The sequence below is a fragment of the Patulibacter brassicae genome, assembly GCF_033949425.1.
Classification (GTDB): Bacteria; Actinomycetota; Thermoleophilia; order Solirubrobacterales; family Solirubrobacteraceae; genus Patulibacter; species Patulibacter brassicae.
Genome location: NZ_JAXAVX010000001.1, coordinates 409,289 through 429,791, shown reverse-complemented (window position 1 = coordinate 429,791; position 20,503 = coordinate 409,289). Strand labels below are relative to the sequence as shown.

Below are 20,503 nucleotides of genomic sequence, written 5' to 3'. Positions count from 1 at the left end.
CGCCGCCGCGCCGGGTCAGGCCGCGGGCTCGCGCGGGATCCGCAGCCGGAAGCACGCCCCGGGTCGGGCCTCGTCCGGCGGCAGCAGCTCGAGCTCGCCGTCGTGCGCCTCGGCCACGAGCCGCGCGATCGGCAGCCCGAGCCCCGAGCCGCCCGCCGTGCCGCTGGCCCGGTGGAACCGGTCGAAGACCGCCGCGTGCTGGGCGGGCGGCACGCCGGGGCCCCGGTCGCGGACCTCGACGGTCGCCTCCTCGCCGCCGGCCGCCAGCCGCACGGCGATCCGCCCGCCGTCGGCGCCGTAGCGGATCGCGTTCTCCAGGAGGTTCGCGATCGCGCGTCCGAGGAGCCGCTCGTCGGCCCGCACGACGACCGGGTCGGGCGCGTCGAGCGCGATCGTCGCGCCCGCCGCCGTGGCCCGCTCCTCGTGCTCCTCGACGAGCTGCTCCAGCAGGAGGTCCAGGCGCAGCGGCTCGCGCTCGAAGCGGCCGCGTCGCGCGTCGAGCCGCGCGAGCTCGAGCATGTCGCCGATCGTCCCCGACGCCCGCTCGGCCGCGCGCTCGATCGCCTCGAGCGCGCCGGCCGCCGGTCCCGCCGGTCCCTGCTCGCGCAACGCCTGCTCGGCGCGCGCGCGGATGACCGCCACCGGCGTGCGCAGCTCGTGCGCGGCGTCGGCGAGGAACGCCTCCTCGCGCGCCGCGCCGAGCCGCGCGGGGCGCAGCGCCCGCCCGGCGAGCAGCCAGCCGGCGAGCGCGGTCAGCAGCCACAGGCCCAGGGTCGCCAGGGCGATGAGCAGCGCGTCCCGGCGGATGTCGCTGCGCGTGGCCGCCAGCGGCTCGACGGCGACGATCGCCGCGAGGACGCCGTCGCTGCCGTTCACCGGTGCCGATGCGAGTCGCACCGCCTCGCCGCTCACCGCGTCGTCGCGGACCCGCAGGAGCCGGCCGTCGCGCACGAGCGCGAGCGCGTCGCGGGCGCGCGGCGCGTCGAGCGCCCCGGGCGGGCCGGCGACGACGCGTCCGGACGCGGCCGCCACGACGACCACCGGCGAGCCGGGGCGCCGCTGCGGTCCGAAGTACCCGTCCGGCTGCCGGTCGACGACGAGCCGGCTCGGGTCGCCCTCGGGGTAGGCGAACCCCGACGCCGCCAGCGCCGTGCGCTCCAGGCGCCGGTCGAGCTCCTCGTGGTGGCGGTCGCCGACCTGGACGATCGCGATCGCGCAGAGCACGACGAGCACGACGAGCGAGACGCCGGCGTAGGAGGCCGTGAGCCGCCGCCGGAGGCGTCGCAGGTCGAGGCTGCTCACGGGCGCCGTCCCGCGGTCGGGCCGCCGGTCCGGATCATCCGCCGTCCACCAGCCGGTAGCCGGCGCCGCGCACCGTCTCGATCGCGCCGGCGCCGAGCTTGCGCCGCAGCGCGGCGACGTGCGCGTCGATGATGTTCGAGCCCGGCTCGTACGCGTGGTCCCAGCAGTGCTCGAGGATGTCGAACCGCTCGACGACCTCGCCGACGCGATCGGCGAGGTAGGAGAGCAGCGCGAACTCCTTCGTCGTCAGCGGCACGATCACGCCGTCCCGCCGGACGCGCCGCCGCGACGGCTCGATCCGCAGGTCGCCGGCGACGATCACCTCGTGGCTGCGGGTGGGGCGCCGACGCAGCAGCGCGTGGACGCGCACCACGAGCTCCTCGGTCGCGAACGGCTTCGTCAGGTAGTCGTCGGCGCCACCGGTGAACCCGGCGACGACGTCGTCGGTCCGGTCCATCGCCGTGAGCATGAGGATCGGCGTGCGCAGGTCGGCCGCCCGCCACTCCGCGCAGAGGTCGAGCCCCTCGCCGTCGGGCAGCCGGCGGTCGAGCACGACCGCGTCGTACTCGTGGAGGTCGGCGAGGAAGCGCGCCTCCGCGAGCGTCGGCGCGACGTCGACGCCGAGCCCCTCGACCCGCAGGCGCTCCGCGACGGCCGTGGCGAGGTCCCCCTCGTCCTCGACGACGAGGATCCGCATGGCGCGAGGATAGCCCCGGCGCGACGACGGATCGAGGGCACGGGTCCCGGCGCGGTCCGGGACCGGCGCCCCCACGGGAGCGGCAGCGAAAGCGGGGACGCGCCGGCGTCCGCCGCGCGGCAGGTGGAAGACCACGGCTCGGGGCGGGGTCAGCGCGCCTGCAGCGCGGCGAGCAGCAGGACGGAGGAGGCCGCGTAGTCCAGCGCGGGCTCCGAGGTCACGTAGTCCTCGACGCGGTCCTCGTACGTCGCGGCGGCCGTGCTGAACGGGCTCGGTCGCGGCGCGCCGAAGCCCTGTCGCAGGATCTCGTCCCGCGATGCCGGGCCCCCGACCACCGCGCCGACCGGCAGTCCCGGTCCGCGCAGCGACGCCCAGTGGTGCAGCGCCCGCGGCGCCGAGGGACCGAGCCCGGCGACGAAGCTCGCGCCCCAGGGGTTGCGCCCCAGCAGCCAGTCGCGGGCCCCCGCGCCGACCGCGAGACCCCGCGCGAGTCCGGCCCGCCCGGCGAGCGTCGCGAGCGTCCCGGCTCCGCCGTTCTCGCCCGTCTGGCCCCAGCCGACCGCGCCGGGCGTCGCGAACGCGCTCCGGCCGGCGCGGGCGATCGCCGCGCGGCCCTGGGCGACGAGCGCTCCGCATCCCGCATCGCGGGCCGCGGCGTCGCCCGCGGCCGGCGCGCCGAGGCGCCCGCAGAGGTCCGCCGCGGCCAGGCCCGCGAGCGCGTTCCAGCTCAGCCGCCCGTCGGGCTCGAACGCAGCCAGGTGGGTGACGGCGTCTTGCAGCAGCGCCGGATCGCCCGTGACGCGGTGCAGCGCCGCCGCGCCCGCCGCGAGGGCGTCGTCCTGGGTGTCGCCGACGTAGAAGTCGCCGGCCGGGTCGGGCAGCTGGGGCATGGTCCGCCCGGCGGCCTTCCCGGCGTCGTACCAGTCGCGGGCCGCCGTGACGAGCGCGTCGCGCTCGGGGCCGGCCGGGCGGGTCTCGGCCGCGAGCGCGAGCGCCAGGGCGACCTTGCCCCCGAGGTCGCCCCCGATCCCGGGGTACGCGACGCGGACGCCGATCCCCGGCGCGGGGGAGGCGTCGTCCGCCGCGGGGTCGCGGAAGCCGAGGTCGTGGTCGCGCGCGTCGCCGACCTGGGCGATGAAGACGCCCGGCGCCGGGTGCGCCTTCACGAGCCAGCGCACCCCGACCTCGGCGGCGGCGCGCAGGGCGGTCGCGTCGGCCGGGTCCAGGCGCGCCGCCGCGAGCAGCGCGGCGGTGGCGTAGGCGGTCGTGTGGGTGACCTTCAGCGTGTCGCCGGCGTCCATCCAGCCGCCGGTGAGGTCGACCCGCTGCCCGGCCAGCGGCCCGTCGGCGACGACCGCGTCCTGCAGGTGGGCGGGTCCGTGGACGGGGGAGGGCTCGCGCCCGTCGGCGTTGGCGGAGAAGAACCGCAGGATCGTCCGGATCGGCACCGAGGACGCGCGGGAGCGCACCGTCCATGCGCGGGAGGTCCGGCCGGCGGCGCGGACGCGGTACGCGCCCGGGCGCGTGACCGGCGAGAGGTCCGCCCGCAGCACGCGGCGCCAGGGGCTCGGCGAGCCGGTCGCCGCGGTCAGGCGCCCGCGCAGGACGGTGCGCCCGCGACGGTCGACGACGGTGAAGCGCCGGCCGGCGCGGCGGGCGTTCGTGCCGACGAGGGCGACCTTCGCCTCGCCGGGCGCGCTGGGCCCGCCGACGCGGATCGCCGTGGGCGGCGCGGCCGGCGCCGCCGCCGGGACGGCCACCAGGGCCGCGAGCCCGGCCGCGAGCGCGACCGTCGGGACGGCGGGCGCGCCGGGGCGCGCGCCGCCGGATCGCGAGCGGCGCATCAGCGGACCCGCAGCGTCAGGCGCCGCGCCGTGCCGACGTTGCCGGCGCGGTCGGTCGTCCGGGCGACGACGCGGTAGCTGCCGCGCGGCAGCGCGCGACGCCGCGCGTCGACGAGGGGCAGGCTGACCGTCCGCGCGGCCGCCGGAGCGACGCCGGCCTTGCCGGCCGCCAGGGCGACCGAGGTGCTGCGCCGGACGCTCCAGCGGGTGCAGCGCGGCCGGCGGCGGTTCGCGGCGCTCGTCGCGCGGCAGGTGCGGCCGACCCGACGGCCGGTCCCGCGCCGCTCGATGGTCAGGCGGACCGTCGCGGGCTCGCTCGTGCGCAGCGAGAGCCGCACAGCGCGCCGCGAGGCGCCGCGCCGACGCAGGGTCAGGACCGGCTTCGTGCGGTCGGTCCCGGTCGTCGGCGTCGTGGGGCCGCCCGGCGTGGTGCCGGTGCCGGGCGCGGTGCCGGCCGGGATGCCGCGCCGCTCCTGGAAGAGGCGGACGGCCGCCTCGGCGTCGGCGACGCCGCCGCTGACCGACTTGCCGCTCCAGGCGGGGACCTTCCGGGCGCTGTCCACGATCGCCGCCTTCACGTCGGCCGGCGTGGCGGTCGGGTCGATCCCGAAGAGGATCGTGGCGATGCCGGCGGCCGTCGGGGCGGCGAAGCTCGTCGCGCAGCCGGTCGTCGTGAAGCCGCCGTCCTTCGTCGTCGTGACGGTGTTGCGGGTCGGCACGGCGACGTCGACGGCGCGGGCGCCGTAGCCGCCGCAGTCCAGGCCGTCGTCGGGCGCCGAGGTCGTGACGCAGAGGACGTTCGGCGCGTCGAGGCCGCACGGCTGGGGATCCTCGCCGTCGACGTCGCTGGCTCCGCCGTTGCCGGAGGGGATCGTCACGAAGAGCGTCTGCGCGTGCTGCGTGATCGCGTCGCGCAGCTCGCTCTCCAGCGGGCCCGACAGCCAGCTGAAGCTCGCCACGCGGGCGCCGCGCGTCGACGCCCACCCGATCGCCGACGCCTGGATGTACTGGTAGCACTGATCGTCGTCCCAGCAGGTGCGCAGCGCGACGAACCGCGCGTTCGGCGCGACGCCCGCGCCGCCGGCGCCGTTGTTCCACGCCGCGCCGAGGATGCCGGCCACGAGCGTCCCGTGGCCGCTGCCCCCGGACGGATCGCTCGGGTCGCCGTCCGGCGCCAGCGGCTGGCCCGGCCCCGCCGAGCCGAGCAGGTCCCAGCCGGGGGCGCCCGCCGGCACCACCTTGGGTGGCACACCGTCGGGGTTGGGCGCGTTGCCGGGCTGCGGGTTGGCGAACAGCCGCGGCGCGATGTCGGGGTGATCGAGGTCCAGCCCGGTGTCGGCGACGAGCACCGGCACGTCCTGCAGGGGTCGACCGGCGGCGTCCAGCGCCTGGGGCACGCGGAGGATCGACAGCGGCTCCTGACCGCCGGCTTGGGGATCGGTCGGCGCGGCGGCTTGCGCGGCGGGCGCAGCCGCGGCGCACGCCGCGAGCGTCAGCAGGACGCCGGTGACGCGACGGACGGGATGGGGACGGGTGGACATCGGGGGCTCCGGGGTTCGGGGTGTGCGGGCACCCTCGTCGCCCGTGCATGAACGGAGCATGAACGAGTCCGGGGAGTCCGTGGGAGACACGGTCGAGGTCCCACGACGGTCCCGGCGCGGACGCGGTGCTCACCGGCGCCCGACCCCATCCGGTCAGGGGTGCAACCCCCGTGGGGAGCACGAGGCCGTCGGGCGCGCCCGGGGTGGCCGCCGGTAACGTGTCGCGCCGATGTCCGAGCCCGTCGATCCGCCCGCGACCGCCCCGCCGGGAGCCGGGGTGCGCGACGTCGGGACCCTGCTGGAGGCGCTGCCCTACATCCGGCAGTTCCGGGAGCGCACCGTCGTCATCAAGTACGGCGGCGCGGCGATGAACGACCCGGCCCTGCGCGAGGAGTTCGCCCGCGACGTCGCGCTCCTGAAGTACGTCGGCGTGAACGTCGTCGTCGTCCACGGCGGCGGGCCCGAGATCACCGGCTACATGGAGCGGCTGAACCTCCCGGTCGAGTTCCGCGGCGGTCTGCGCGTCTCCGACGCCCAGACGGTCGAGGTCGCGAAGATGGTCCTCGTCGGCAAGGTGAACAAGGACATCGTCGTGCGGATCGGCCGCCACGGGCAGGCCGCGGTCGGCCTCTCGGGCGACGACGGCAACCTCTTCAAGGTCGAGACGACGACGGCGCCCGGCGGCGAGGACGTCGGGTTCGTCGGACGCGTCACCCGCGTGGACACCGCGGTGATCGACCACGTCGCCGAGGACTTCGTCCCCGTCATCGCGTCGGTCGGCTCCGACGAGGACGGCCAGTCGCACAACGTCAACGCCGACGAGGCGGCCGCCGCGGTCGCCCGCGCCCTGGGCGCCACGCGGCTGATCTTCCTCACCGACGTCGCGGGCTGGCTGCGGGACCCGGCCGACCCGGACAGCCTCATCGTGCAGGCCGGCACCGACGACGTCGAGGACGCGCTGTCGGGCATCTCCGGCGGCATGCGCCCGAAGCTCCAGGCGTGCGTCGACGCGGTCCACTCCGGGGTCGGCGCGGCGTCGATCGTCGACGGCCGACGACCCCACTCGGTGCTGCTGGAGCTCTTCACCGACGAGGGCTGCGGCACCCAGATCCGCCCCGCGCGCTGAGGGCGACGTCCCGCCGCGCCGCCGTCGTCCGGCGCCCCGCGCCGGACCCCGTTCCCGACCCGCCCGCCCACCGAGGACCCGCATGACCGACCCGCTGACGCTGCAGCAGCTCGAGGCGATCGAGCACGACCACGTCCTGCCGACCTACGCCCGCCTGCCCGTGGCGATCCGCGCCGGCGCCGGCTCGTGGCTGGAGACCGTCGACGGCCGTCGCGTGCTCGACCTCCTGTGCGGCCTCGGCGTCACGTCGCTCGGGCACTGCCACCCGGCGGTCACGAAGGCGATCCGCGACCAGGCCGACGTGCTCGTGCACACCGGCAACCTCCTGCACCTCGAGGGCCCGGTCCGCCTCGCCCAGCGCCTGGCGACGAGCTCGCTCGGCGGCGGGGTGTTCTTCGCGAACTCCGGCGCGGAGGCCAACGAGGCGGCGATCAAGCTCGCGCGGCGGCACAAGCGCGGCGGCGAGATCCTCACCGTCCACCGGGGCTTCCACGGCCGGACCTACGGCGCGCTCTCGGCGACGCCGCAGGAGGCCAAGCAGGAGCCGTTCGCGCCGCTGGTGCCGGGGTTCCGGGCCGTCCCGGCCACGGCCGAGGCGGTCGCCGGCGCGATCCACGACGGGACCGCGGCGGTGCTGCTGGAGACGATCCAGGGGGAGAGCGGCGTCCTGCCACTGGACCCCGAGCTGCTGCGGGCCGCGCGCGCGGCGTGCGACGAGCACGGCGCGCTGCTGATCCTCGACGAGGTCCAGACGGGCGTCGGCCGGACCGGTGCGCTCTGGAGCCACCAGGCCGGCGACGTCGTGCCGGACGCGATGACCGTCGCCAAGGCGCTGGCCAACGGCCTGCCGATCGGGGCGCTCGTCACCGGGCCGCACCTCTACGACGCCTTCCAGCCCGGCGACCACGGCTCGACCTTCGCGGGCGGGCCGGTCGCCGCGGCGGCCGCGCACGCCGTGCTCGACGTCGTCACCGGCGAGGGCTTCCTCGACCGGGTGCATGCGGCGGGCGCGCGGTTCCGCGCCGGCCTCGAGGCGATCGACGGCGTCGCGAGCGTCCGCGGCCGCGGGCTGATGCTCGCCGCGGAGCTCGAGCCCGACGTCGTGGAGCGTCATGGCTCGAGCGCCGCGCTGGCGACCTCGCTGATCGTCGATCAGGGCGTCTGGCTCAACGCCCCGAGCCCGACGGCCCTGCGCCTGCTGCCGCCGCTGACGATCAGCGACGCCGAGATCGACGAGGGCGTCGCGCGGATCGCGGCCGGCATCGCCGGCTGACCGCGGCGCAGGTCGGCTCGCGCACGAGCCGACCTGCGGCGCCCGGTCCGGGCGCCGCGCGCGGGCCCGGGATCAGGCGCGGTCGGGCTCGTCGAGCGCGTCGAGCGACTCGTGGTCGTCGACGAAGGTCGCGATCCGGTGCCAGCACCGGCGCATGTAGTCGCGCGGCTGCATGTCGGGCTGGAGCCGCCCGGCGCCGATCGTCAGCAGCGCGAAGACGACGACGTGGAAGGGCTGCTGGCGGTAGCGCAGCCACGCGCCGTCGAAGCTCGGCGGGTCCGCGACGCCCTCCTCTCCGAGGCGCTCGAGGTACCGCTCGAGCAGGCCGCGCTCCCACGCCCGCCGGTCCTCGACGGTGAGGTTCACCGCGAGCGCGTAGGAGACGTCGAGCGCCCACTCGCCGCGGGCCACGGCCTGCCAGTCGTAGAGGCCCAGCCGACCGGACGGGTCGCGCATCCAGTTGCCCTGGTGGACGTCCTGGTGCAGCAGCGTCTGCGTCCCGGCGCTGTTGCGCCGGAGCGCGCGCATGACCGCGGGCAGGAGCTCGGACTCCCGGCGCCGGAGGCGCTCGGGCGTGAGGTCGCGCGCGCGCTCGATCCCGACGAGGGCGCGCTTCTCGATCCCGATCTGGTTCAGCCGCTCCTGGAAGGCCGCGGTCGTCGGCAGGCCGAAGCGCTGCTCCAGCCGCGGGTCCCCCCAGTAGGCGGCGTGGTAGTAGGCCATCTGGTCGACCATCGCCTCGGCGTCCGCGAGCGAGAGCGACTCGGACATCGGGTCGGGGAAGCTCCAGCCCTCGACCGCGAGGTCCTCCATGAGCACGATCGAGCGGTACCGCCGGCGGTCGGAGGCGGCGTGGAACGCCCGCGGGCTGCGCAGCCGGTCGAGCTCGGGCCGGATGTCGCGGTAGAAGATCGTCTCGCTCTCCGTGACGCCGCTGAGGACGAGGAAGAGCCGCGACTGGAAGCTCGCCGCGGACTTCGCGAACAGCGCGGTCGGCAGGCCGGCCCGCGTCCCGGCCTCGTCGTAGGCGACGGTGACGGCGCGCCGCGAGCTCGTACCGTCCGACCCGCCGTGGATCTCGTGCCCGACGACCCGCGCGCCGGGCACGTCGCGGCAGAGGACCGCCGTGAGCCACTCGTCCGTCAGGTCCGCCGCGCTGCGCGGCACGTCCTGCGCGGTGCGCGGGCGCGACGGCAGCACCCGCTCGATCGAGCTGCGCGCGGCGACCTGCGCGGCGGTGAGCAGCACCTGCGACGACCCCATCCCGTTCTCCTCTCCCGCGGCGAGGATCGCCGCTACTGGACAGGATGACCATATGGCCTGTCCTGACAGACGTCAAACCCGCGCGTGCGGGCTGCGTCGCAGGCTCACACCGGGGGGAGGTGCGCGATCCGGCGCGCCACCGTCGTCGCCGTGACGTCGACGATCCCGTCCAGCAGGTCGAGCACCGGCGCGACGTCCGCGGCGCCGAGCGTCACCCGGGCGAGGTGGACGGCCTCGCCGCGTCGGCGGATCGCGTCGGCGAGGACGTCGGCGCCGGGGTGGCCGTCGACCTCGGGCCACCGAGGCGAGATCGGCGCCATGCCCGCGACCTGCATCGCCAGCCGGTCGACGCCCTCGCCGCTCGGCGTGTTCCAGTGCCGGAAGCGGCCCTCGAGCGCGCGGCCGAGGTGACGGATCGCCGCCCGGTGCCAGCCGCCCGCGAGCCGGCGCTGCACGTGCTCCCACGGCTCGCCGGGCTCGCCGATCACCTCGACGAGGGTCTCGCGGATCGCGCGGGGGAGGTCCTCCGGACGCCGCGCGGCGCCGACGACGGCGACCGCGGCGGCCCGCAGCAGCTCCTCGCAGGTCGACTCCCAGGCGCCGAGCGCGAAGACGAGCGAGGCCGCCGGGACGAGCGCCGTCCGCGGGTCCTGCGGATCCTCGAGCTCCAGCAGCGCCCGGGGCGCGGCGATGAGCTCGGCGTACCGGGCGCGGGCCTGCTGGACGGGGACCGGCTCCACGCTCGGGACCGTACCGGCCGTTGCGGCCGCGTACACCACACGCCTAGGCTGTTGCCCGACCGCCCACCGCCCCGTAGGACTCTCGCCGCCCGAGCCCGCTGCGGCGCACCCGGGTCCAAGCCACTCCACGAAGGGACCCAGCCCATGCCCGCCCCCGGCGAGCTCTCGTTCTCCGCGCCTCGCGCGGACACCCACAGCCGCGTGACCGCGTTCTTCCGGTTCCTCCTCGCGATCCCGCACCTCATCCTCTGGTACCTCTGGGCGATCGTGGCCGGCGTGGCGGTCGTCATCGCCTGGTTCGCCCTGCTCTTCACCGGGCGCTATCCAGCGGGCCTCTACGGGTTCGTCAGCGGCTTCACCCGCTACAACACGCGCGTCTTCGCGTACCTCTACCTGCTCAGCGACCGCTATCCGCCGTTCTCCGGAAGCCCCGACGAGGCGTACCCGGTCGAGCTGCAGGTCGGACCGGCGCAGGAGTCCTACAACCGGCTCTGGGTGCTCCTCCGCATCATCCCGCTGATCGCGGTGGCGATCATCAACTACGCCCTGAGCATCGTCCTGGCGTTCGCGGTCTTCTTCGGCTGGTTCGCGGTGCTGTTCCTCGGCCGGATGCCCGAGGGCCTCCACAACGCGATCGCCTTCTGCGTGTCGTTCCAGGTCCGCGCAGGCGCCTACGGCGCGCTGCTCGTCGAGAAGTTCCCCTCCTTCGACGCGTCGGGCGACGGCCCGGCCACCCCGCCGGCACCCGTGGCGCCCTCGGCGTTCGGCGAGGCGACCCCGGCCGACGCGGGCCCGACCGGCACCGACCCCTTCGGCCGCTGACCCCGCGGGGCCGCGCGAGCGTCGCGCGGCCCCGTCGCCGGCCTCAGGACCCGTCGCGGACGCGACCGCAGTCCGCCAGCGCGCCGGCGTAGAAGCGCAGGTACCCGGCCATGTGCCGGTTCCAGTAGCCCGGCTCGTGGCCGCCGCGCCAGCGGTAGGCGCGGACCTGCATGCCGCGCGCGACGAGCGCGGCGCGGAAGTCCTGCTGGGCTCCGCGGAAGGGGTCCGCGGTCCCCGCGTCCAGCCACAGCGGCACCGTCCACCGCGTCCGGCCGGCGCGGACGGCGCGCAGCGGGTCGTTGCGCTTGAAGTCGGCGGCGTCGTCGAACGCGCCGGGCGCGGCGGCCCCCGGCGACGTCCACAGCGCGGCGGAGTGCCCGCCGATCGCGCAGAACCGCTTCGGCGCGCGCCGGGCGAGCGAGTAGGCGCCGAACCCGCCCATCGAGATGCCCCCGATCGCCACGCGGTCGGGATCCAGGCCGTACCGGCGGATCGCCTCCGGGATCGCCTCCCGCAGCACGTAGGACCCCCAGCGGCCGGTCTGGCGGTCGTGCCAGTAGGAGCCGCCGTCGTCGGTGGGCAGCAGCACCAGCGGCGCGCGGTCGCCCAGCGCGGTGAGCGCCGCGCGCATCGGCTCGCCGGCGATCTTCGTCGGGTCCATCCCCTTCCCGCGCAGGAAGACGAGGAGCGGACGGCCGGTCGTCGGGCCCGGCGGCCGGGCGACCGTCTGGACGAGCCGGCGCTGCGCGAGGGCGCTGCGCAGGGGGTAGCGCTCGATCGTGGTGCGCTCGGCGGCGCGCTGCGACACGCGGACCTCCGGCACCGTCGTGTCGGGCACCTCGCGCGCGACGGCGGCGGTGACCGTCGCCAGGCCGAGGAGCAGGGCGGTGCCGGCGACCGCGCGGCGCAGGCGCCGGGCGCGGGGGGAGAGACCGTCGGGGTCGGTCATGCGCGGGGATGATGGCGGCTCGCGCGCGGGCGTGCGCCCGGCGCGCGGGTCGGGCCCTCCCGCGCGGCGGCCCGGGGCGGCGCGGCCGGTGCCGCAGCGCCGCCCCCGGACCGGGGATCGCCCGCCCCGGGGGCGGCGCTACCCTCCCACGCGCATGAGCGATCAGCCGACCTCCATCGACTCCTCAGCGGACCACACCGAGGTCCGCCGCGTAGCGGTTCCCGGCAAGACGCGCGTCGCGTCCTACCTGGCCGACAAGGACGAGGTCCGCAAGGTCCTGCTGCTCTACTCCGGCGGCCTGGACACGAGCGTCATGCTCAAGTGGATCCAGGACGAGTACCAGGCCGAGGTCGTCGCGCTGACGGTCGAGCTCGGCCAGCCGGACGAGGACTACGACGAGGTCACGGGCAAGGCGCTGAAGCTCGGCGCCGTCGACGCGATCGTCCACGACGCGCGGCAGGAGTTCGCCGACGACTACCTCGTCCCGGCGATCAAGGCGAACGTCAACTACGGCGACGGCTACCCGGCGTTCACCTCGCTCGGCCGGCCGCTGATCGCGAAGCTCGCCTGCGAGTACGCGCGGCGCCACGGCTGCGACACGATCGCCCACGGCTGCACGGGCAAGGGCAACGACCAGGTCCGCATCGAGGCGACGATCGCGACGCTCGCGCCCGAGCTGAAGGTCATCGCGCCCGTCCGCTCCTGGGCGATGGGCCGCGACGAGGAGATCGCCTACGCCCGCGAGCACGGCATCCCGGTGAAGAACGCGCCCGAGGGCCAGCCCGCGCCGTACTCCATCGACGACAACCTCTGGGGTCGCTCCTCCGAGGGCCGCTGGATCGAGGATCTCGGCCATGCGCCGGAGGACGACGTCTTCCAGCTCGTCACGCGTCCCGAGGATGCCCCGGACGAGGCCGAGATCGTCACGATCACCTTCGAGCAGGGCGTGCCGGTCGCCATCGACGGCCGGTCCCTGGGGATCGTCGAGCTGCTGGAGGAGGCCGCGCGCCTCGGCCGCAAGCACGGCGTCGGCATCCTCGACCACATCGAGGACCGGATCGTCGGCCTGAAGGTCCGCGACATCTACGAGATCCCGGCCGCCGCGATCATCCTGCCCGCCCACAAGGAGCTCGAGCGGCTCGTCGGGACGATCCACCAGAACCAGTTCAAGCCGGGCGTCGACCAGAAGTGGGCCTACCTCGTCTACGCCGGCCTCTGGTGGGAGCCGCTGCGCGAGGACCTGCAGGCCTACATCGAGCACGTGAACCGCCGGGTCAGCGGCACGATCGGGCTGAAGCTCTACAAGGGCTCGGCGCGCGTCGTGACCCGCGAGTCGCAGAACGCCGTCTACGACGCGCAGCTCGCGACGTTCGCGGAGTCCGGCGGCCTCTTCGCCCAGGACGCCTCGCCCGGCTTCATCGAGCTCTGGTCGCTGCAGTCGCGCCTGGCGTGGCGGCTCGCGCACGGCGAGGGCAACACCGGAACCGGCACGGGGGACTGACCGCGCGCTTGCGGGGGCGCGGCGCGGGGTACGGTTCGGCCATGGGCAGCTCCGAGCGCGGCATGTACACCCTGCTGGGGTGGATCACCTGGCGGGTCGCCAAGTGGTACCTCGTGCGACGGCTCGGGCTCCAGCGCAAGCTCGCCAAGGGCGCGCTGGTGCTCGCCGGCACGGCGGCCGTCGGCGGCACGGCGCTCGTGATCCGCTCCCGCGCGACCTCGGCCGGCGGGTCCTCGCGCCCGTGAGCGGCGCGGCCGCGCCGCCGGGCGCCGCACCGGGGGCGGGGCCGCTGGCGCGCGCGGCCGAGCTCGAGCTGCGGCTCGCCGAGGCCCGGCGGGCGCAGGAGCGCGCGGAGCGCGCCCGAGCGGACGCCGAGGTCGCCCTGGCCGGCGAGCGCCGGCGGGGCGCCGACCGCGAGCGCCGGCTCGGCGAGCTGCGCGCCGGGCTGCTCGAGCTCGCGGGCGACCTCGACGCGCTGCGCGCGGCGCTCGTCGCCGCCGCGGACGAGGACGCGCCCGCGGCGCCCCCCGGACCGGCGCTGGCCGGGGATCCGGCGCGGCTGGGGGAGCTCGCCCGCGACGCTCGCGAGCTCCTCGCCAGCGGCCGGCTCGACGCGGCCGACGAGGTCATCCGCGGGCTCGAGTCCGCCGCGTCGCGGCTGCGCGAGGACGCCGCGGAGCGCCCGGCCTGACCCGGGGCGACCGCGCCCGACGCGGCGTTTCCCGCACGTTGCGGAGGTTTCCGCGCGGGAGACCGGGCGGGGGGCCCGCCGTCCGCCTCGACGCCTAGCCTGGAGGGCGTGAGCTCCGGTCCCTGCGTCCACCTGCACGTCCATTCCGAGTTCTCGCTGCTGGACGGTCAACCGAACATCGGCAAGCTCGTGAAGCGGGCCGCGGAGCTCGAGCAGCCGGCGGTCGCGCTGACCGATCACGGCGTGATGAACGGCACCGTCGAACTCTACAAGTCGGCGAGGAAGGAGGGCATCAAGCCGATCATCGGCTGCGAGCTCTACCTCACCGACGACCACGCGTTCCGCGACGGCAAGCGCGAGATGAACCACCTGACCGTGCTCGCACGGGACCAGGAGGGCTACCGCAACCTCATGCGGCTCAGCTCGCTCGGCTACACGAAGGGCTTCCACCGCGGCAAGCCGGCGGTGGACTACGGCCAGCTCGCCGAGAACGGCGACGGGCTGATCGTCCTCTCGGGCTGCCTGGCGTCGCGGTTCTGCAAGCGCCTCGCGGACGGCAAGGTCGACGAGGCGCGCCAGCACGTCGACGACCTCTTCCAGGCCGTGGGACGGGACAACGTCTACTTCGAGGTCCAGAAGAACAAGATCGCGCTGCAGGACGCCTGCAACGAGCAGATCGTCCGGATCGCGCGGGAGACGAACCGCCCGGTCGTCGGCACGGCCGACGTCCACTACCTGCGCCACGAGGACTACAAGACGCACCGCGCGATCCTCTGCGTGTCGACGCAGTCGACGCTGGCCAACCCGAAGATGGCCGACGCGTTCACGGACAACGTCTACTACCTGAAGTCCAACCAGGAGATGGCGGAGGACTTCGCGGAGTGGCCCGAGGCGATCCCGACGACGCTCGAGATCGCGGAGCGCTGCAACGTCGAGGTGCCGCTGGGCCAGACGCTGCTGCCGCGGTTCCTGCCCGAGGGCGAGGACGAGCAGGCCTACCTGCACGAGCGGGTCCAGGAGGGCCTGCGGGAGCGCTACGGCGACCCGATCCCGGGCGCGGCCCAGGAGCGCGCCCAGATGGAGCTCGGCGTCATCAACCGGATGGGGTACGACGCGTACTTCCTCATCGTCTGGGACTTCATCCGGTGGGCGAAGGAGCGCGACATCCCCGTCGGCCCGGGCCGCGGCTCGGCCGCCGGATCGATCATCGCCTACGCCCTGGGGATCACCGACCTCGACCCGCTGAAGTACGACCTGCTCTTCGAGCGCTTCCTCAACCCGGACCGCGTGTCGATGCCGGACATCGACATCGACTTCTCCGTCCGCGGCCGCGAGCGCGTGATCGAGTACGTCACGGAGAAGTACGGCCGCGAGCGGGTCGCGCAGATCGTCACCTTCGGCCGGATGCTGCCGCGCAACGCGACGAAGGACTCCGCGCGGATCCACGGGTTCGACTACGCCACGGGCGACCGGATCGCGAAGCTCGTGCCGGACCCGATCATGGGCAAGACCCCGCCGCTGGCGAAGCTCCTCGACGGCCAGGAGGCGCTGCCCGAGGGCCAGGAGCTGCGGCAGGCCTACGACGCCGACCCGGTGGCCAAGCAGGTCCTGGACACCGCGCTGGGGCTCGAGGGCAACGTCCGCGCGTTCGGCATCCACGCCGCCGCCGTCGTCATCTCCGACCGCGACCTCACGGAGGTCGTCCCGCTGCTGCTCTCCGACAGCCGCAAGGTCGACGAGGACGGCCGCAAGATCTACAACCAGGTCACGCAGTTCCCGATGGGGCCGATCGAGGAGCTCGGCCTGCTGAAGATGGACTTCCTGGGTCTGCGCAACCTCGACGTCATCGAGGACGCGCTGCAGATCATCGAGCAGTCGACCGGCGAGCGGATCGACATCGCGCAGGTCCCGCTCGACGACCGCAAGACCTACGAGATGCTCGCGCGCGGCGACTCCGTCGGCGTGTTCCAGTTCGAGTCCGAGGGCATGCGGAAGGCCCTGCGGCAGGTCGTGCCGACGGAGTTCGACGACCTCATCGCGCTCGTGGCGCTCTACCGCCCGGGCGCCATGGCGCAGATCCCGACGTACGCGGCGGGCAAGCACGATCCGGCCCAGATCCGGATCCCGGACCCGCGGCTGGCGCCGATCATCGGCCCCACGATGGGCGTCATCCTCTACCAGGAGCAGGCGATGCTGATCTCGCGTGCCCTGGCGGGCTTCACGCCGGGTCAGGCGGACGACCTCCGCAAGGCGATCGGCAAGAAGAAGCGCGACAAGATGGCCGAGCTCGAGCCGGTCTTCCGCGAGGGCTGCCTGCGGTCGGGCACCGATCCGCAGGTCGTCGACTGGCTGTGGAAGACCAACGAGGCGTCGGCCGACTACTCGTTCAACAAGTCGCACGCCGCCTGCTACGGCCTCGTCTCCTACCGGACGGCCTGGCTCAAGGCGAACTACCCGGCCGAGTACATGGCCGCGCTGCTCTCGTCGGTGATGTCGACGAAGGACAAGGTCCCCTTCTTCCTCAACACCTGCGAGGACATGGGGATCGACGTCCTGCCGCCGGACGTCAACGAGTCCGACCACGAGTTCACCGTCCACGACGGCGCGATCCGGTTCGGGCTCGACGCCATCAAGGGCGTCGGCCACGGCGCGGTCGAGGCGATCAAGGCGGCCCGCGAGGACCGGCCGTTCACGTCGCTGTGGGACTTCTGCGAGCGGGTCGACCACCGCGCCGTCAACGGCAAGGCGCTCGACTCGCTCATCCGCTGCGGCGCGTTCAGCTCGACCGGTGCCTCCCGCAAGGGCATGCTCTCGGTCGTCGAGGACGCCCAGGCGGCCGGCAAGAAGGTCCAGCAGGACGCGGCGGCCGGGCAGGGCTCGATCTTCGACCTCGGCGGCTTCGGCGACGCGCCCGACCCGGCGCAGCCGGCCGCCGGGGGGTCCGCCGTCGCCCACCCGCCGATCCCGACGGGCGAGTTCGACCAGCGCGAGCTGCTGGCGATGGAGAAGGAGGTCGTCGGCCTCTTCCTCTCCGCGCACCCGCTGAAGGAGGTCCGCGACGCGCTCGCGAGCAAGACCACCTGCGGGCTCGTGGACCTGCGCACGCAGCAGCACGACAGCTGGGTCGAGGTCGGCGGGATCGTCTCGGAGATCCGCCGGATGACGACCCGCAAGGGCGACATGATGCTCCGGGGCACGCTCGAGGACAGCGACGGCAGCGTCGACCTCGTCGTCTTCCCGAAGTCCGCGCCCGAGCTCGAGCCGATCCTCGGGCAGGACGAGGTGGTGCTCGTCCGCGGCCGCGTCGACCTGAAGGATCCCGAGCGCCCGGCCGTCCTCGTGCAGACCGCCAAGCCGTTCCGACCGAGCGAGAAGGAGCTCGCGAAGGCGCAGGGCGCCGCGGACGCGCGGCGGGCCGAGCGGGCCGCGGCGGCGGCCCCCACGGAGCTGCACCTGCGCGTGGACGCTCGGCGGGTGCTCGCCAGCGCCCTGGATCGGCTCGGGCACCTGCTGCGCGACCACGAGGGCGAGGTCGCCGTCGTGCTGACCGTCGAGACCTCGGCCGGCCTGCGGACGATGCGCCTGGGACCGGAGCACCGCGTGACGCCGAGCCCGACGCTGCTCGTCGAGCTGCAGCGGCTCTTCGGCGAGCACGCGCTCGAGCCGGCGACGGCGGTGCCGCCGGTGGCGGTGGGCGCGCCGGAGCCCGTCGCGGCCTGAGGGCGCCGGCGCGTCTCGCGTCCGCGGCCGCGCCGGGGAGCTCGCGAACCGCGCCGCCGCGAGGACGGCGGCGCGGACCTCCCCGCTCGGGCGCCGGGAGGTGCGGCGGCGGATGATCGGTCATCCGTTGACCGGGGGAGCCGGCGCCTGAGGAACGCCGGGTGCCGGCCGACTCGTGTCGGGAGCCGCGGAGAGCCCGCGAGCCGTCCCCGACAGGAGTCCCGATGTCCGTCCCCGCTCGCCGTCCTCTCGCCCTCGTCACCGCCGCGGCCTGCTTCGCCGGCACGGTGGCGCCCGTCGCGGCGTCGGCCGCCACGACCCCCGCCTCGCCGCCCCCCGCGTCGACCCGCGGCCTGCTCGACGGCCTCGGATCGATCCTCGGCGTGGTCACGGCGCCGGTCGCGGCCATCATCCAGGGGACCGTCGGCAGCAACGGGATCCTCCCGAACGTCCTCCCGCCGGCCCTCGTCGACAGCCTCACCGACGCGCTGACGTCGCTGGGCTCCGGCGACATCGAGAGCCTCGTGAAGGTCCTGTCGCCCGATCAGCTCGGCCAGCTGCTCACGAGCACCGTCTCGTCGGTGCAGCCGGTCCTCAACGGGCTCGTCGGGGTCGTCAACGAGCTCGTCCTGAAGCCGGTCACGGCGGTCGCCGACAACGCGCTGGGCCAGCTGAGCCAGGTCCTCGCCCTCGGGATCCCGACCGACGTCGGCACGCTCGACGCGCTGGCGTCGCTGCTGGACGGCGTCTCGGCGCTGCTGGCGAACTCCGGGATCGCGGCGCTGCCGATCGTCGGCCCGCTGGCGGCCCAGCTCGGCAAGGTCGCCGCCGACCTCCCGATCGGCACCGCGAAGACGGCCGCCCAGCGCGCGGCCGCGACGGCCGCGACGGCGGCGGTGGCCCAGCTCACCCCCGCCCAGCTGCAGGCGCTGATCGCGATGCTCACCGGCAAGGGCGCCGGCGTCGTCTCGGCCCCGCTCGGCGGCGCCCCGAAGCCCGCGGCCGGCGGGGCCGCCAAGGCGATGCCGCGCGCGACGCTCTCGAAGCTCCGGATCACGAAGAGCCGCAAGCAGATCCGCTTCTCCGTGACCTGCCCGGCGGCCGCCCCGACGGCTTGCCTCGTGGCGCCGACGGTCACCGCCCGCGGGCGCGGCGTTCGCGCGTCGGCGACGACGGTGAAGCCCGGTGCGACGAAGATCCTCAAGGCGAACGTCACGGCGAGCCTGCGCAAGGCGCTGAAGCGCTCCGGCGGCAAGGTCGTCGCGCGCGTCGCCACGACGGGCTCGACGAAGGGCGCCGTCTCGCGCACGCTCACGGTCCGCAAGGCCTCCTGACCCGATCGGCCGCGCGCCCCGGGGTCGCCCCGGCGCGCGCGGCCCGAGGACCCCGCGTGCCGGGACCGCACGGCGCGCGCCGCCGTCCCGGCCTAGCCTTCGGCGCATGCGCGTGCGCTTCGCTCCCTCGCCGACCGGTGCCCTGCACATCGGCGGCGCCCGGACGGCCCTCTACAACTGGCTCATGGCCCGTGGGGGCGGGGGCCGGATGCTCCTGCGGATCGAGGACACCGACCGCGAGCGCTCGACGCCCGAGAACGTCGAGCAGATCCTCGACGCGCTCCGGTGGCTCGGCATCGACTGGGACGACGCCGAGGGCACCGAGGGCGGCATCGCCTTCCAGACCCGTCACGAGCCGCGCCACCGGGCCGTGATCGAGCAGCTCCTCGCCGAGGGCAAGGCGTATCGCTCGCACGCGAAGGCCGACGACGTGAAGGCCTACAAGGAGCGGCTCGGCGCCGACCGCGGCTTCCGCGGCGCCGAGGAGCCGACCCGCGCCGCCGCCGACGACGCGACCGCCGCCGTCCGCCTCGTGGTGCCGGACGGCGAGACGGTCGTGCGCGACCTCATCCGGGGCGACACGACGTTCCGCAACGTCCATCTCGACGACCCGGTCATCGCGCGCGGCGACGGCTCGCCGCTCTACAACCTGGCGGTCGCGGTCGACGACCTCGACGCCGGGATCACGCACGTCGTCCGCGGCGAGGACCACCTGTCCAACACGCCGAAGCAGCTGCTCGTCCTGCAGGCGCTCGGCGCCGAGCCGCCGCAGTACGCGCACCTGCCGCTGCTCCACGGCCCGGACGGCAAGAAGCTCTCCAAGCGCCACGGCGCCGCGTCGGTCCAGGAGCTGCGCGAGGCGGGGTACCTCGCCGACGCCGTCATCAACTACCTGGCCCTGCTCGGCTGGGGCGACGAGGACGACGAGACGATCCTCAGCCGCGCGCAGCTGCAGGAGCGCTTCGACGTCTCCCGCGTCTCGAAGAACCCCGCCCGCTTCGACGAGCAGAAGCTCCGCTGGATGAACGGCCGCTACCTGCGCGCCCAGGGCCTCGACGAGCTGACGGCGACGATCGCCGAGCACCTCCGGCGCACCGGGCACGGCGACGCGATCGCCGGGCGCGACGACCTCCTGCGCACCGCCGTCGAGATCAGCCAGGAGAAGATCCAGACGGTCCAGGACCTCTGGCCGCTGGCCGGGTTCCTCTTCACCGGACCGGTCGACGACCCCAAGGCGCGCGAGAAGTGGCTGGGGGAGGCCCACCGCGAGCACCTCGCGGCGGCACGCGCCGCGCTCGCCGCCGTGGAGCCCTTCACGGTCGAGGCCGTCGACGCGACGCTGCGCGAGCTCGTCGGCGCGCGGGGGGCGAAGGCGAAGGACGTCTTCCAGCCCGTGCGCGTGGCGCTCGCCGGCACGGCGGTCTCGCCCGGCGTCTTCGAGTCGGCGGTCGCGCTGGGCCGCGAGGAGACGCTGCGGCGCATCGACGCCGCGCTCGCAACGGCCTGAGCCGGAACGGCGCGTCGAGCCGCCGCCGCGCAGCGAGGCGGCGCGGCACGGCGCGGGGGGCGACGCCCGCCCGGCCACCCCGGCCACGGCCGCTCGATGGCCCGCTGGCCACCCGTACGAGGCGGCCAACGAGTGGTCGAGGGCACCACGGACGGCTGCCGTCGGCGGTGGTGGATCGGGCGTCCAGGCGATC

Annotated in this window: 16 protein-coding genes; 9 read left to right on the top strand and 7 right to left on the bottom strand. The window is 75.4% G+C overall.

Annotated features, from left to right (window positions below):
- Positions 1–15 precede the first annotated feature (15 nt).
- From SK069_RS02045 to SK069_RS02030, 4 genes are all read right to left on the bottom strand, one after another.
- Positions 16–1,302, bottom strand: coding sequence for a sensor histidine kinase (locus tag SK069_RS02045; protein WP_319952513.1), 1,287 nt, complete (start codon positions 1,300–1,302; stop codon positions 16–18).
- Between the two features lie 34 nt (positions 1,303–1,336).
- The gene (locus tag SK069_RS02040) at positions 1,337–1,999 is read right to left on the bottom strand and encodes a response regulator transcription factor (protein WP_319952512.1); all 663 of its coding nucleotides are present in this window, start codon (positions 1,997–1,999) and stop codon (positions 1,337–1,339) included.
- A 149-nt stretch (positions 2,000–2,148) separates the two neighbouring features.
- Positions 2,149–3,843: a glycoside hydrolase family 9 protein gene (locus tag SK069_RS02035; RefSeq protein WP_319952511.1), complete on the bottom strand. Its 1,695-nt coding sequence runs from the start codon at positions 3,841–3,843 to the stop codon at positions 2,149–2,151.
- Positions 3,843–5,384, bottom strand: coding sequence for a S8 family serine peptidase (locus tag SK069_RS02030; RefSeq protein ID WP_319952510.1), 1,542 nt, complete (start codon positions 5,382–5,384; stop codon positions 3,843–3,845). The genes SK069_RS02035 and SK069_RS02030 overlap by 1 nt, the downstream gene beginning before the upstream one ends.
- Positions 5,385–5,613: 229 nt before the next feature.
- Between SK069_RS02030 and argB the strand changes: the two genes are divergently transcribed.
- The gene (gene argB / locus SK069_RS02025; protein WP_319952509.1) at positions 5,614–6,510 is read left to right on the top strand and encodes an acetylglutamate kinase; all 897 of its coding nucleotides are present in this window, start codon (positions 5,614–5,616) and stop codon (positions 6,508–6,510) included.
- An 82-nt stretch (positions 6,511–6,592) separates the two neighbouring features.
- The gene (locus SK069_RS02020) at positions 6,593–7,783 is read left to right on the top strand and encodes an aminotransferase class III-fold pyridoxal phosphate-dependent enzyme (RefSeq protein ID WP_319952508.1); all 1,191 of its coding nucleotides are present in this window, start codon (positions 6,593–6,595) and stop codon (positions 7,781–7,783) included.
- A 72-nt stretch (positions 7,784–7,855) separates the two neighbouring features.
- On the opposite strand, the gene SK069_RS02015 is transcribed toward SK069_RS02020, so the two are convergent.
- Entirely contained in the window at positions 7,856–9,046 is a 1,191-nt protein-coding gene (locus tag SK069_RS02015) for a phosphotransferase (protein WP_319952507.1), read from the bottom strand.
- Between the two features lie 104 nt (positions 9,047–9,150).
- Positions 9,151–9,786, bottom strand: a complete 636-nt coding sequence (locus tag SK069_RS02010; protein WP_319952506.1) for a hypothetical protein — start codon at positions 9,784–9,786, stop codon at positions 9,151–9,153.
- A gap of 144 nt (positions 9,787–9,930) precedes the next feature.
- Here SK069_RS02010 and SK069_RS02005 point away from each other — a divergent pair, with 144 nt between their 5' ends.
- Complete coding sequence (locus SK069_RS02005) at positions 9,931–10,608, top strand: DUF4389 domain-containing protein (protein WP_319952505.1); 678 nt, start codon at positions 9,931–9,933, stop codon at positions 10,606–10,608.
- 43 nt (positions 10,609–10,651) lie between these two features.
- Here SK069_RS02005 and SK069_RS02000 read toward each other — a convergent pair whose 3' ends face one another.
- Complete coding sequence (locus SK069_RS02000) at positions 10,652–11,557, bottom strand: alpha/beta hydrolase (RefSeq protein WP_319952504.1); 906 nt, start codon at positions 11,555–11,557, stop codon at positions 10,652–10,654.
- Between the two features lie 154 nt (positions 11,558–11,711).
- On the opposite strand from SK069_RS02000, the gene SK069_RS01995 reads away from it, so the two are divergent.
- The 6 genes from SK069_RS01995 (at position 11,712) to gltX (ending at position 20,310) form a co-directional block, all read left to right on the top strand.
- Positions 11,712–13,058, top strand: coding sequence for an argininosuccinate synthase (locus SK069_RS01995; protein WP_319952503.1), 1,347 nt, complete (start codon positions 11,712–11,714; stop codon positions 13,056–13,058).
- Between the two features lie 41 nt (positions 13,059–13,099).
- Positions 13,100–13,303 carry a hypothetical protein gene (locus SK069_RS01990; RefSeq protein WP_319952502.1) on the top strand — a complete coding sequence of 68 codons (204 nt, stop codon included), beginning with the start codon at positions 13,100–13,102 and terminating at the stop codon, positions 13,301–13,303.
- Positions 13,300–13,749: a hypothetical protein gene (locus tag SK069_RS01985; protein WP_319952501.1), complete on the top strand. Its 450-nt coding sequence runs from the start codon at positions 13,300–13,302 to the stop codon at positions 13,747–13,749. The genes SK069_RS01990 and SK069_RS01985 overlap by 4 nt, the downstream gene beginning before the upstream one ends.
- 108 nt (positions 13,750–13,857) lie before the next feature.
- On the top strand, positions 13,858–17,469 hold the full coding sequence (gene dnaE / locus SK069_RS01980) for a DNA polymerase III subunit alpha (protein WP_319952500.1): 3,612 nt from the start codon (positions 13,858–13,860) through the stop codon (positions 17,467–17,469).
- A 224-nt stretch (positions 17,470–17,693) separates the two neighbouring features.
- Positions 17,694–18,803, top strand: a complete 1,110-nt coding sequence (locus tag SK069_RS01975) for a hypothetical protein (protein WP_319952499.1) — start codon at positions 17,694–17,696, stop codon at positions 18,801–18,803.
- 106 nt (positions 18,804–18,909) lie between these two features.
- Positions 18,910–20,310: a glutamate--tRNA ligase gene (gene gltX, locus SK069_RS01970; RefSeq protein ID WP_319952498.1), complete on the top strand. Its 1,401-nt coding sequence runs from the start codon at positions 18,910–18,912 to the stop codon at positions 20,308–20,310.
- The last annotated feature ends 193 nt before the right edge of the window (positions 20,311–20,503 follow it).